The following is a 12,433-nucleotide window of genomic DNA, read 5'->3' on the forward strand; positions in this document are numbered from 1 at the left end:
CTTGCGGAGAACCTTTGTCTTGCCTTTGCCCCCGCTTTCGTCGGCCTCCTCTCGCGCGTCTGCTGCCGGCGTGATCCGCGTGCTGGTCGTGGATGACCATGTGTTTCTGCGTGACGGCATTCGCGCCATCATCGCCTCGCAAAGCGACATGGAAGTGGTGGGCGAGGCCGAGGATGGCGAGCAGGCGGTCGCCCGGTTTCAGGCCCTGCATCCCGATGTTGTGCTGATGGATCTGCAGATGCCGCGCATGGGCGGGCTGGAGGCGATCGAGGCGATCATGGCGCTCGATTCCGCCGCGCGCATTCTGGTGCTCACCACCTATGCCGGGGATACGCAGGCCTTGCGGGCTCTGAAGGCCGGGGCTGCGGGCTATCTGCTGAAAAGCGCGCTGAGGCAGGAGTTGCTCGATACGATCCGTTCGGTGCGGCAGGGCGGGCGGCATGTCGATGCGCAGGTGGCCACGGGGATCGCCATCCATATCGTGCAGGACGCGCTGAGCGAGCGCGAGATCCGCGTGCTGTCGCTGGCGGCCTCGGGCCACTCCAACCGCCAGATCGCCGATCGGGTGGCCGTGGCCGAGGAGACGGTGAAGGGCTATATGAAGGCGATCTTCTCCAAGCTGGGCGCGCGCGATCGCACCCATGCCGTGACCATCGCGGCCAGGCGGGGCATCATCGAGATTTAGGCTGTCAGCCTTCATGCGGCCTGTTGGCGACAGGATGCAGCGAACACGCCACCGTACCGGCAAGGATCAGCGCTCCGGCCAGCAGCAGCGGGGGGACCAGCCCGCCTTGCGTGACCATCCATGCCCCCAAAGCCGCGCCCAGCAAAATGGCGACGACACTGGCGATGCGCCGCCCGGCGTTGGGATTGGCACCGCCCGCCAGCGCTGAATCGGCGGCAAGGCCCGTCAGTGTCAGGGTCAGCACGGTGGTGGTGAGGTCGGGCACTTTGAGCTGGCGGATGGTGGCATTGCGGAAGCCCATTGCCAGCGCCGTCAGCGCGATGATGCCATAGAGCGCATGAGAGGGACTCTGCGCTGCCATATCGAAGTGCAGCGCCAGAGCGGCGGCGGCCCACAGGGCAGCGGTTTCCAGCGTGGCGGCGCCGATCAGCCAGCGGCGCAGGGGACGGTTCGCCATGGCCCTGGCCGTTCGCCCCGCCAGCAGAGCGCCGCCCAGAAAGGCGCCGATGGCCAGGATGTAGGACAGGGGGTGGAACCCCGGCGTGCCCACGGCGGCAAAGCCGAGGAACACGATGTTGCCCGTCATATTGGCCGTGAACACCTTGCCCAGACCCAGCACGCTGATCGCATCGATCAGCCCGGTGGTGACCGAAAGCAGCAGCAACAGGCCGGGCAGCATCAGCGGCTTGGGTGCGGGAGGTGTGATCATGGCAGGTCCTCTTCGCGTTACAGGCGGTAATTGGCCTCAAGGCCGAGCATATGGATGGTGCGGGCAAAGCCGGCCTCGCGCAGGAAGCCGCCACTGCGGAACAGGGAGAGCGAGGCCGACAGCGTCAGCTCCTGCGTGGCGCGCCATTCCACAGCGGTTTCGGCCTGATTGCCGAGGAAGCGACCATTGCCCTTGTCACTGGCCACCAGCAGATGGCCGGGAATATCATAGACGCCGTCACCCCGGCTCTGACGCCAATAGGCTCCGGCAGCCACGCTGAGCCCCACGCCCTTGCCCAGATCAAACGCCAGCACCGGCTGGAGATTGACCAGATTGTAAGGCCCGATGGGCGAGAGTTCGCCGAAATATTTGCCCTTGGGGAACAGGGCGTTGAAGGTGCCGAGGCGATGGTCGCCCGCGTTCCTGTCGCCGCTGGCCACATTGAAGCGCAGGGTGAGGTCGGGCTTCAAGGGGGCCTTGGTGAAGCTGACACCGGCCTCACTGCCGACGGACCAGGCATGGATGGTCTGGTCGGCCAGATGGCCCGATTGCAGCATGCCCTCCATATTCCAGTGGACGGTGGCGGTGTCGCTGACGGGCGTCTTGCCGAAAAAGCGCAGCCCTGCCGTGCGGCGGATCTCGCGCCCGCTGGCGTTCTGGAAGCTCGCCAGATCGTTGCGATAATCGAGCCAATAGACATCCACGCCCGCAGGCCCCATCAACTGCGTGGCATAGACGCCCCACAGCGCTCTGGCCTGCGATGTATGATCGTCGAAGGTGCCTTTGCCGGGCTCGACGGGGCGCAGGTAGAAGGCGTTCACCGTCAGCTTACCGCGATGGACAATCGCCCGCCCGCCATCGAAGGCCAGCGGCACATTGGGGCCATAGCGCGTGCCGATCAGGCGCTCGGTGCCGAGGCTCATCATCTCGCGGCCGCCGCGCAGGCGCAGGGTGGTCTTGCTGTCCAGCGGCACCACCACATCGGCGAAGGCCTGAAGTGTATCGACGCGCGTCTGATCGATGGCGCTGGCCGAGGGCGCGACGCCCGCTGCATAGGCGATGATCGGCTGGGCAAAGGCGCGGACTTCGATTTTGCCCAAACCCACATGCAGATCGGCATAGGGCAGCAGGCGGGTCCAGAGATACCCATTGTTGGGGGCGGCGGCATTGCCCAGCGCGTTGTTGCCATAATCCTCATTGCGCAGCCGCAGTTCAAGGCCGGTGGTGAGGTAATCGCGGCCCGTATCGTCCAGCGGGATATACTTCAGCTTTTCTGTCCAGTGGCCCGTGCGGCTGGTCTGGTTGGCCAGATTGGACCAGTCCTCATTGTAGCGCTCGGTGGTCAGCACGGGGGGCTGCCACGCCTCGGTGGGGGTGTCGGCCTGTGCCGTGGCGGGGATGAGGCCGAGGAGCAGCAGCGAGAGGGCGGAAAAGCGGCGCATGGGGATTAGTCTCGGCGGCGGGCCAGCAGGGCGGTGAGGATAAAGCCGCCGACAAGGCCCAGATGTTCGAAGAAGGCGTTGGTGGCGCCGAAGCGTTCAGGGCCGGTGGGCATGGTCCAGAAGGCATTGGCGGTGATGGCGGCCAGAGCGGTGAAGACCCCCAGCATGCCCGCGCCCAGCCACACCAGCCTGCCGGACAGGATCAGCGCCGGGCCGATCAGTTCCACCGCGATGGTGAGGATGGCGAAAAGGGTGGGATAGGGCATGCCGAAATGGGCCTGCTCGGCGATGGCGCCGGGGAAGTCGGTCAGCTTGACCAGCCCGCCCAGCAGATAGGCGCTGGAGAGCGCCAGACGGGCGATGAAGCCCGTCCCGGCCCAGTCGAGGATGGCCTCGACCGGGCGCGGGGTGAGGGCCTTGCTCATTTCGACTTCGCCTTCTTATCGGCGGCCTGATGGATTTCGGCGATGTAGCCGCCGGGGAAGCGGACGATGGCACTCTGGCGATCAGCACCGGCATGGGCGGTGACCAGCGTTTCGGCACCGGCGGCGGTGGCCTTGGCCAGCGTGGCGTTCAGATCGGAGACGTTATAGCCCGCCATATCGCGGCCATAGGGCCAGGGGAGCTGGCCGTCCGAGACGATCACCAGCATCTTGCCATAGCCGCTCTCGATGGCGATGCGGCGGATGGTCTTGCCCGGCTGGCCGACTTCATCGCCGGGGGCATTGCGATCATCAGCGGTGATCTTGCCGTGAGCGTAGCCGGTCCAGCTTTTAACAAAGGCGTCGGCGGCATCGGGGGTGAGGTAGATGCGGTTCTCCGGCACGCTGGCCAGCGGCGTGTAGTTGGGCTTGGCGGTGTGCCAGTAGAGCTGCATGTTCACGCCGCCCGGCCATTGCACCACCACATCGCGGCCGATGGGATCGGGGAAGCTGGTGATGAGGCGCGTGGCGCCATGCTTGCGGGCGTCAGCCACGGCGGCGTCGAGGTCGGTCACCAGATAGCCGGTGCGCTCATCGCCGAAGGGGGTGGGGATCGGCGTCTTGAAGCCGAAGACCGAGAGCGTGCCTGCGGGGGTCAGGATCAGCTGCGATTTGGTCAGGCTGGGGGTGGGGGTGACCTGAAACTCGCCCTGCTTGCTGGTGGTGCCGCCGAAGGTGGCCGAGAAGCTGGTGACGAAAGCGTCGAACTGGTCCGCGGGGACGTAGACGTGGGTGGTGTCATACTGCGGGCCCACGGCGTAGTCGGCAGAAGCAGCGGGGGCGGCCATCACGGCGGGGGCGGCCAGTGTGAGGGCTGAAGCGGCGAGCAGGGTCTTGAACAGTTTCATGGGGATTATCCTTGTGGAGCAAAGAACGGGGGAATGAGTGTCAGACGGCCCAGCAGCCGCAGCCAAGGGCGCCCCAGAAGCTCTGGGGGTCGGCGGTGGGGGCCTGCGCGCCAAGGGCAGCGGCGTGGTCATGGCCATGGACGCCGCAGGAGGAGGCGCAGCCACAGGCCGAGGCGAGCTTCTTCTTGGTTTCCGGTGCGGTCCACGATCCGAAGGTGCCGACCGGCGACCAGTCGGGCATGGGCTTGGGCAGGTCGGGGGCATGCTTGGCATAGCTGCCGTTGCCATGGACGACCTTGCCGCCAAGCACGGTCATCACCGCGCGGATGTGGGCGATTTCATTGTCGGGCACGGTGAAGAAATCGTCCGAGAGCAGCGCGAGGTCGGCCAACTGTCCGGCGACGATCTGGCCCTTCTTGCCCTGCTCGTTGGAGAACCAGGTGTTGGCCTGAGTCCACAGACGCAGCGCGGTTTCGCGGTCCAGACGGTTGCGCACCGGGTAGAGCGAGAGGCCGCCCACGGTGCGCCCGGTCACCAGCCATGAGAGCGAGACCCAGGGGTTGTAGCTGGCGACGCGGGTGGCATCGGTGCCGGCGCCCACGGGGATGCCTGCCTCCATCATGCGCTTGATCGGCGGGGTGGCCTCGGCGGCTTTGGCGCCGTAGCGCTCGACGAAATATTCGCCCTGAAAGGCCATGCGATGCTGCACCGCGATGCCGCCGCCCAGCGCAGCAATCCGGTCGATGTTGCGGTGGCTGATGGTCTCGGCATGGTCGAAGAACCAGTTGAGGCCTTGCAGCGGAATGTCGCGGTTGACCTTCTCGAAGACATCGAGCGCGCGGCTGATCGTCTGGTCATAAGTGGCATGCATGCGCCAGGGCCAGCGGCGCTCGGCCAGCAGGCGGATGACGGGCTCCAGATCGCCTTCCATCTCGGGCGGCATATCCGGGCGGGCGACGCGGAAATCCTCGAAATCGGCGGCGGAATAGACCAGCATTTCGCCCGCGCCATTGTGGCGGTAGGTGTCGTCGCCGTCGCCCGGCTTGACCTGCTTGGACCAGTTGGTGAAGTCGGCCAGTTCCTCTTTCGGCTTCTGCGTGAAGAGGTTGTAGGCGACGCGCAAGGTCATCTCGCCGTCCTTGTGCAGCTTTTCGATGACTTCGTAATCGTCGGGATAGTTCTGCGAACCGCCACCGGCATCGATGACTGAGGTGACGCCCAGCGAATTCAGCTCACGCATGAACTGGCGCGTCGAATTGAGCTGATATTCTTGCGGCAGCTTCGGACCCTTGGCCAAGGTTGCGTAAAGGATCGTGGCGTTGGGCTGAGCCAGAAGCAGGCCAGTGGGGTTGCCTTGCGCATCGCGCACGATCTCGCCGCCCGGCGGGTTGGGCGTGTCCTTGGTGTAGCCCACGGCGCGCAGGGCCGCAGCATTGAGCAGGGCGCGGTCATAGAGGTGCAGGATGAAGACCGGCGTATCGGGGGCGGCCTCGTTGATTTCCTGAATGGTGGGCAGGCGCTTTTCGGCGAACTGATGTTCGGTGAAACCGCCGACCACGCGCACCCATTGCGGGGCGGGGGTGTTCTGGGCCTGAAGCTTGAGCATCGCCATGGCGTCGGCCAGCGAGGGCACGCCTTCCCAGCGCAGCTCCATATTGTAGTTCAGACCGCCGCGGATGACATGGATATGGCTGTCAATCAGGCCGGGGATCAGGCGGCGGCCGCCGGCGTCGATGATGGTCGCCTGAGGGGCGGCGGCGCGGGCTTCGCCTTCCGAGCCTGCCACGAGGATCTTGCCGTCACGGATGGCCACGGCCTCGGCAGTGGGGTTGCTGGGATCCAGCGTGGTGACCTTGGCGTTGATGATGATGAGATCGGTCATGGGAAGGCTCCGGGGGGCTGGATCAGGCGTTGTCGGTGGGGAGTTTGATGTGGTCGCCCAGCACGCGGCGGGCGGCATGGGTCTTCACGAAGGCCAGCACCGGTTCCTTGCGCAGCATTTTCTGCGCCACCGGCACCGCCTGTTCGCCCAGCAACATGCCCAGCAGGCCGATCAGGGCGATAGTGGGGGGAGCGGGGGACTTCACACCCAGCAGGGCATAGATGCCGCCGACAAGCACACCGACGGCCAGCGAGAGAAGATAGGGTTTCATGGGGGTAGGCCTTCCGGAAAAGGGCGGCGCCGGGGCAATCGGGGGGATTTGCCCCGGCGCCAGAGGATCAGTGGCCGCCTTCCGAGGCGTTGAACATGGTCTTGGCGTAGGTGATGCCGAGGCCATAGGCTCCGCCCAGCTTGCGGGCGACGCCGGTGGTGAAGTCATAGGTTTCGGTGCGGGCCCAGTCGCGCTGCAGTTCGAGCAGGTACTGGAGCGAGGTGACCGGGCGGGCGCCGGCCTGGATCATGCGCTCCACGGCGCGTTCATGGGCTTCGGTGGAGATGTCGCCGCAGGCGTCGGTGATGATGTAGACCTCATAGCCCTGCTCGATGGCCGAGAGCGTGGGGCCGACGATGCAGACGCTGGTCCACAGGCCGGCGAAGACGATGCGCTCCTTGCCGATCTTGTTGATCTCGTCGATCACGGCGGCGTCTTCCCAGGTGTTCATGCTGGTGCGGTCCAGCAGCTTCTGGCCGGGGAAGGGCTCGGTCACTTCGCTGAACATCGGGCCCGAGAAGCTCTTTTCAGCGACGGTGGTCAGGATGGTGGGGACGTTGAAACCGGCGGCGGCATTGGCGACGAGGCCGGCATTGTTGCGCAGCAAAGTCGTGTCGATGGACTTGGTGGCAAAGGCCATCTGCGACTGGAAATCGATCAGCACCAGAGCGTGATTGGCGGGCGAAAGCAGAGCCTTGGCGGGGGTCGGGGTGGCAGTGATGGTCATGGGTCTTCTCCGTCAGGGGGTGGTATCGGTGTCGCGTTAGTGCCGCGGTGAGCACTGGATAGGCGAGGATAATCCTGCGGAGGAGTGGGATAAAAATGATCAAAATGTTCAAGAAAGTGGAATGAAAGGTTGAAGGGGGTCCGCCGCAGGTCGCGCGGGGATGATGGCGCGGCAGCGGGCAAGGCGCATGCCCCACAAGGGGGTGAGATGATCACCCCTTCGTGGGAAAATGATGATGCCAAGGTTTAGGTGTTGCTGACGCGTTTCAGATCGCCAGCACAAGCGCTCCGGCCAGTGCGGAAAGCAGCGATCCGCCCAGCACGCCGATCTTCACCGCATCGACCAGCGCCGGGTCGGCAAAGGCGAGGCCGCCGATAAACAGGCTCATGGTGAAACCGATGCCGCAGAGCAGGGCGGTGCCATAAGTCTGCCGCCAACTGGCGCCGCGCGGTCTGGCGCCGATCTTCAGTTTGGCGCAGAGCCAGAGTGCGCCCATCACGCCCATCTGTTTGCCAAGGAAGAGGCCCGCCGCGATGCCCAGCGGCAGAGGGTCAAGCCACTGCGCCAGCCCCATCCCCCCCAGCGCCACGCCCGCATTGGCAAAGCCGAACAGCGGTACGATGGCGAAGCTGACCCATGGGTGCAGCCCATGCTCCAGCCGGTGCAGCGGGGAGGGGCGGGCGCCTTGTCTGCGCAGCGGGATAAAGCAGGCGGCCAGCACGCCCGCCAGCGTGGCATGCACGCCCGAGAGCAGCACCGCGACCCACAGCAGCGCCGCCAGCACCAGATAGGGCCAGAGCTTGGCGACGCCGCTTCGGTTCACCACGGCCATCGCGATCAGCACCAGCCCGGCCACGGCCAGCGGCAGGGCATGGATCTGCGCCGTATAGGCCAGAGCGATGATCGCCACCGCGCCCATATCATCGATGATGGCAATGCCCGCCAGCAGCATGCGCAGCGAGGGCGGCGCCTTGCGCCCCAGCAGCGCCATCACGCCGATGGCAAAGGCGATATCGGTGGAGGCGGGAATGGCCCAGCCGCGCATCATCCGAGGCTCGCCATGGATGATCGCCAGATAGATCAGCGCGGGCACCACCATGCCGCCCAGCGCGGCGATCAGCGGCAGCACGCGGTCAGCAGGGCGGGCAAGTTGGCCCACCAGCATCTCGCGCTTGATTTCCAGCCCGACGAGCAGGAAGAACAGGCTCATCAGCGCGTCATTGATCCAGTCCAGCACGGAGAGCGGGCCCAGATGCCCGTGCAGCGCATGGGTGTAGGCCGGTTCCAGCGGGCTGTTGGCCACCACCAGCGCCAGCGCCGCACAGAGCATCAGTACCACCCCGCCCGAGGCTTCTGCCTTCAGAAAACGGGCGAAAAATGAGCGGTTTGGCTGTGGCATGGCAGTCCCCCGGCGGATCGGTCCGGTGCTTCATGCCATGGCTTGCGGGCCAGGGCTATGGCCGCATGGTCATGCTGCGCAGCATGGCCTGCAAGGGGCTTATTGTGCCAGCGTTTCCAGCGGGATGGTCAGGTCGATCACCAGACCGTCCCTCTGCCAGGCGCGGGTGATCACGCCGCCAAGGCCGCGCACCGAAAGGCTTTCCAGACGGCTGCCAAAGCCCTCGGTCATGCTGCCTTCCGTGCGGGGAATGCCGCTTTCGGTCCAGACCAGATGCACCTGCTCGCCATCGCTCTCCAGCGTGACGGTCAGCGAACCTTGCGGGGCGCTGAGTGCGCCATATTTGGCGGCATTGGTCGTCAGCTCATGCAGCAGCAGGGCCACGGAGGGCAGGCTGCGCGCACCGATGGGGGCGTCATGGCCGCTGGCCTCGATCTTCGCGCCATGCTCGCCCTGATAGGGGCGCAGGATGGTGGAAAGCAGATCATGCAGCGCGGTGGAGGTCTGCATCTGCGGGCGATGCGGGCCCGACAGGGTGATCTCATGCGCCTTGGCCAGCGCCACCAGACGGGCCTGAAGGTCGCTGGCAAGCGCCTCCTTGGTCTCCGCCTCACGCGAGCTGAGCGAGACAAGGCTGGTGGCCAGCGAGAAGAGGTTTTTGATCCGGTGATTCATCTCATGCAGGATCAGGTTCTGCTCTTCGGCGAAGCGGCGGGCCTGGGTGATGTCGCGCGCCACTTTCGAGGCGCCCAGCAGCTTGCCGTCGCGATCCCGCACCGGCGAGATCGTCAGCGAGACATCCACCATCGTGCCATCCTTGCGGCGGCGCACCGTCTCGAAATGAGAGACGCTGCGGCCTGCCTTGATGCTCTCGATGATGGCGTCTTCCTCGTGAAGGCGCTCCTCGGGGATGATGATGGTGATGGATTTGCCGACGGCTTCATCCGCCGTGTAGCCGAACAGTTTTTCCGCGCCCTCATTCCAGCTCAGGATGATGCCGGAGAGCGTCTTGCTGAGAATCGCATCCTCGGAATTTTCGACGATGGAGGCAAGCCATGCGCTGGCGTCAAGCGGCGCGGGCTGGCCCGGCTGGCTTTCGACCTGTTTGGTGGGATGATTCATCTCTTCGGCGCGCCCGGCAAGCAACACGTGATTCTCCTGCGAGCATCTGCTGTGCCACAATAGCACCGCCCACGGGAAGTCCCGCAGGGAGGTTGGGCCCGAAGACTCACAGCGTGTTAAGTCACGTTAGGCGCTTTGTCGCAAAAGGCAACTTGATACGAATTATCAACCTGTCCTTCCGGACAGGCGGTGAACAGGGAAGGGCCGGGCCTTACGCGTCGGCGCTGTGGCTGGCTTCCTCGGCCAGATCTTCCAGCCGGTGCAGCTTTTCGAGCAGCGCCTGATGGCCTTCGGCAAGGCTTTCCTGCGGCTGGGCCGTGAAAGAGCCTTCCAGCCGGGCGATCACCTCGGCCTCAAGCGACTGGTGGTTGGCCTGAGCCGCCGCTTTCAGCCGGTCGTAAAGCCTGTCTGCGATGCGCAGGGTCAATTGCGGGAAATGGGCGAGGGGGTCGCTCATGGTTTTTCCTCCTGATGCCGGTCTTTCCGGTGCGGCGCGCGTGGTTCGGTGGCGGGGCGTGGGGGCAGGTTGCTGCCGCGTGGAGGGCAGAGCATCTCATCCTCCACCTCGCGGTTGTGGGGGCGCTTGTCCTGCGGCTTTTCATCGTCACGGTGCTGATGCCTGGTGGCCATGATCGGGGCCTTTCGTGCAAGGCGCTTCCCATGGCCAAGGATACCACGGGAAGCGCGGAAAGTCAGAGGATAGGTGCGGGCGACTGATAATATTCGGTCAGCCGCCGGTCGTAGTCCTTGTCATAGACGGGGACCTCCTCGCCGTAACGCGGGGCGCTTTTGATCTGTTCGGGTGTGATATCCACCACATAGCCGCTGCGGATGGGCTCATAGCTGAGCTTCTCCCAAGGGATCGGGTAGTAATCATTGCCGATGCCCAGAAAGCCGCCGAATTGCAGCACGGCATAGTCAGTTCGGCCCGAAGCCTTGTCGACCATGAAATTGCGAATCGAGCCAAGATGCTCGCCATTGTTGCTGTAGACCGGCGTGCCGTTGACAAGATCCGAGGCGATGAGACGCGATGTCTCCGCAATGGGCAGGGGTTCGGTCATAAGATGCATCCTTCCAGCCAGGGTTTCTGGTGAGGGCATGAGTCTTCGGGTGCCCTTTCCGGTCTTGTTGCCGGACCCGTTGCGGCGCTGCGAAAAACGCGCCGTCGAACTATGGAACGCTTTGCCGCGCGCAAGGTGCCGGGGCCAATTTACATTGGCCGCAGGGCCGCGCCATTTCGTCGCCGGTTCGGATCAAAGGCCGATGCGGCGCATTCCAAGGCCCATCAGGTGATCTTGAGGAGAGCCACGATGCCACGCGGTGACAAAAGCGCCTACACCGACAAGCAGAAGCGCAAAGCCCAGCATATCGAGGACAGCTACGAAAGCCGCGGTGTGCCCGAGGAGGAGGCCGAAAGGCGCGCCTGGGCCACGGTGAACAAGGAGTCGGGCGGGGGCAACAAGTCCGGCTCGGGGCGTGGCAAGCCTGACACGCATGTATCCTCGTCACGCGGCGGGCGGGCGAACAAATCCGGCTCGCCCGAACAGCGCAGCGCCGCCGCCCGCAAAGGCTGGGTGACGCGCCGCAAGAATGCCGCGCACAGCCACGCCGCCTGATTGTCCACTCCATCCTGCAGGAGGATCTGTCATGACCACAATGACTTTGAAAAAAGGCCTGTTTTTCGGTTTGCTCAGCGCCGTGGGCAGTTGGCTCTATCTCAATCGCGGGCGCTATGGCGCGGCGACGGTGAAGAAGGACGATGGCGTGCATCATCCCGCTCCGGCTTTTGCGGGGCCGGGCGCGCATAAGGACTCGCCCAGCCAGGTGCGCGACGCCGGCCCCGCCCATATGCGTGACCGGCAGCACCATTGGGATGATGTCGATCAGGCCTCGGATGAGAGCTTCCCGGCCAGCGATCCGCCCTCGCACTAAGCGGCCTTACCCCGACTGATGATGGCGCGGGCCGGTTGCTGCCGGTCCGCGCTGCCCTGCGAGATGGGAGCAGAGCATGAGCGACACCACCATCGGCATGATCCATGAAGACACGCTGCCCGGCCATGAGACGCGGCTGGAGCCCAAGCCCGCATGGCAGCCGCGTCATCCCGGCTCCGGCAAATTGGCGGGCAAGGTGGCCGTGATCACCGGGGGCGACAGCGGCATTGGCCGCGCCGTGGCGGCGCTTTTCGCGCGCGAGGGCGCGGATATCGCCATCGCCTATTTGAACGAACATGACGATGCGCGCGAGACCGAGAAGATCGTCATCGCCGAGGGCCAGCGCGTCCTCTCCTTTGCGGGCGATCTGGGCGAAAAGGCCAATGCCGAGCGCTTTATCGCTCAGGTCATTGCCACCTTCGGCACCATCGATATCGTGGTCAGCAATGCCGGGGAGCAGCATGAAGACCAGAACATCGAAGACATCACCGAGGATCAGCTGCGCCGTACCTTCCAGACCAATGTCTTCGCCATGTTCTTTCTGGTTCAGGCGGCGATGCCTTATCTGAAGAAGGGCGCCTCGATTGTCACCTGTACATCGGTGACGATGTATCAGGGTTCGCCAGGACTGCTCGATTACGCCAGCACCAAGGGCGCGATCACCGCTTTTACCCGGTCGCTGAGCGAAAATCTGATTGAGAAGGGCATTCGGGTGAACGCCGTCGCGCCCGGCCCGATCTGGACGCCGCTCAATCCGATGGGCGGGGCCAATCCTGAAAAGGTCGCCCATTTCGGCGAAGATACGCCGATGGGGCGCCCCGGCCAGCCCAATGAGGTGGCGCCCAGCTTCCTGTTTCTGGCCAGTGACGATGCCAGCTATATGAGCGGGCAGGTGCTGCATCCCAATGGGGGCACGATCGTCGGCAGTTAAAAC

Annotated in this window: 16 protein-coding genes; 4 read left to right on the forward strand and 12 right to left on the reverse strand. The window is 64.8% G+C overall.

The window, feature by feature from the left end; translation table 11 throughout:
• The first annotated feature begins 19 nt into the window (after positions 1 to 19).
• Complete coding sequence (locus tag HGK27_RS03305) at positions 20 to 685, forward strand: response regulator transcription factor (RefSeq protein ID WP_241126817.1); 666 nt, start codon at positions 20 to 22, stop codon at positions 683 to 685.
• A 4-nt stretch (positions 686 to 689) separates the two neighbouring features.
• Here the strand turns inward: HGK27_RS03305 and HGK27_RS03310 are convergent, their stop codons facing one another.
• From HGK27_RS03310 to HGK27_RS03365, 12 genes are all read right to left on the reverse strand, one after another.
• A complete protein-coding gene (locus HGK27_RS03310; RefSeq protein ID WP_206238716.1) occupies positions 690 to 1,394 on the reverse strand; it encodes a YoaK family protein in 705 nt (234 codons plus the stop codon).
• Between the two features lie 17 nt (positions 1,395 to 1,411).
• Positions 1,412 to 2,836, reverse strand: coding sequence for an alginate export family protein (locus HGK27_RS03315; RefSeq protein ID WP_206238717.1), 1,425 nt, complete (start codon positions 2,834 to 2,836; stop codon positions 1,412 to 1,414).
• 5 nt (positions 2,837 to 2,841) lie between these two features.
• The gene (locus HGK27_RS03320) at positions 2,842 to 3,261 is read right to left on the reverse strand and encodes a DoxX family protein (RefSeq protein ID WP_206238720.1); all 420 of its coding nucleotides are present in this window, start codon (positions 3,259 to 3,261) and stop codon (positions 2,842 to 2,844) included.
• Positions 3,258 to 4,166 (reverse strand): glyoxalase, encoded by a 909-nt coding sequence (locus tag HGK27_RS03325; RefSeq protein WP_206238722.1) that lies wholly within the window; start codon positions 4,164 to 4,166, stop codon positions 3,258 to 3,260. The genes HGK27_RS03320 and HGK27_RS03325 overlap by 4 nt, the downstream gene beginning before the upstream one ends.
• Positions 4,167 to 4,206: 40 nt before the next feature.
• Positions 4,207 to 6,048, reverse strand: coding sequence for an amidohydrolase (locus HGK27_RS03330; RefSeq protein ID WP_206238724.1), 1,842 nt, complete (start codon positions 6,046 to 6,048; stop codon positions 4,207 to 4,209).
• A 22-nt stretch (positions 6,049 to 6,070) separates the two neighbouring features.
• Positions 6,071 to 6,319, reverse strand: a complete 249-nt coding sequence (locus HGK27_RS03335; RefSeq protein WP_206238726.1) for a DUF1427 family protein — start codon at positions 6,317 to 6,319, stop codon at positions 6,071 to 6,073.
• A gap of 67 nt (positions 6,320 to 6,386) precedes the next feature.
• Entirely contained in the window at positions 6,387 to 7,046 is a 660-nt protein-coding gene (locus HGK27_RS03340; protein WP_206238728.1) for a hydrolase, read from the reverse strand.
• A 265-nt stretch (positions 7,047 to 7,311) separates the two neighbouring features.
• Complete coding sequence (gene nhaA, locus HGK27_RS03345) at positions 7,312 to 8,445, reverse strand: Na+/H+ antiporter NhaA (RefSeq protein ID WP_206238729.1); 1,134 nt, start codon at positions 8,443 to 8,445, stop codon at positions 7,312 to 7,314.
• A gap of 99 nt (positions 8,446 to 8,544) precedes the next feature.
• Positions 8,545 to 9,594, reverse strand: a complete 1,050-nt coding sequence (locus HGK27_RS03350; protein WP_241126818.1) for a PAS domain S-box protein — start codon at positions 9,592 to 9,594, stop codon at positions 8,545 to 8,547.
• A 184-nt stretch (positions 9,595 to 9,778) separates the two neighbouring features.
• Positions 9,779 to 10,024 (reverse strand): Arc family DNA-binding protein, encoded by a 246-nt coding sequence (locus HGK27_RS03355; RefSeq protein WP_206238731.1) that lies wholly within the window; start codon positions 10,022 to 10,024, stop codon positions 9,779 to 9,781.
• Entirely contained in the window at positions 10,021 to 10,197 is a 177-nt protein-coding gene (locus tag HGK27_RS03360; protein ID WP_206238733.1) for a hypothetical protein, read from the reverse strand. The genes HGK27_RS03355 and HGK27_RS03360 overlap by 4 nt, the downstream gene beginning before the upstream one ends.
• A 62-nt stretch (positions 10,198 to 10,259) precedes the next feature.
• Positions 10,260 to 10,628 (reverse strand): PRC-barrel domain-containing protein, encoded by a 369-nt coding sequence (locus tag HGK27_RS03365; RefSeq protein ID WP_206238735.1) that lies wholly within the window; start codon positions 10,626 to 10,628, stop codon positions 10,260 to 10,262.
• A gap of 249 nt (positions 10,629 to 10,877) precedes the next feature.
• Between HGK27_RS03365 and HGK27_RS03370 the strand changes: the two genes are divergently transcribed.
• The 3 genes from HGK27_RS03370 to HGK27_RS03380 all read left to right on the forward strand — a co-directional run bounded on the left by HGK27_RS03370 (position 10,878) and on the right by HGK27_RS03380 (position 12,430).
• On the forward strand, positions 10,878 to 11,183 hold the full coding sequence (locus HGK27_RS03370) for a plasmid stabilization protein (RefSeq protein ID WP_206238736.1): 306 nt from the start codon (positions 10,878 to 10,880) through the stop codon (positions 11,181 to 11,183).
• 31 nt (positions 11,184 to 11,214) lie between these two features.
• The gene (locus HGK27_RS03375) at positions 11,215 to 11,499 is read left to right on the forward strand and encodes a hypothetical protein (protein WP_206238738.1); all 285 of its coding nucleotides are present in this window, start codon (positions 11,215 to 11,217) and stop codon (positions 11,497 to 11,499) included.
• 76 nt (positions 11,500 to 11,575) lie between these two features.
• Positions 11,576 to 12,430, forward strand: a complete 855-nt coding sequence (locus HGK27_RS03380; RefSeq protein ID WP_206238739.1) for an SDR family oxidoreductase — start codon at positions 11,576 to 11,578, stop codon at positions 12,428 to 12,430.
• The last annotated feature ends 3 nt before the right edge of the window (positions 12,431 to 12,433 follow it).

The organism is Novosphingobium terrae, from assembly GCF_017163935.1.
Taxonomy (GTDB): Bacteria; Pseudomonadota; Alphaproteobacteria; order Sphingomonadales; family Sphingomonadaceae; genus Novosphingobium; species Novosphingobium terrae.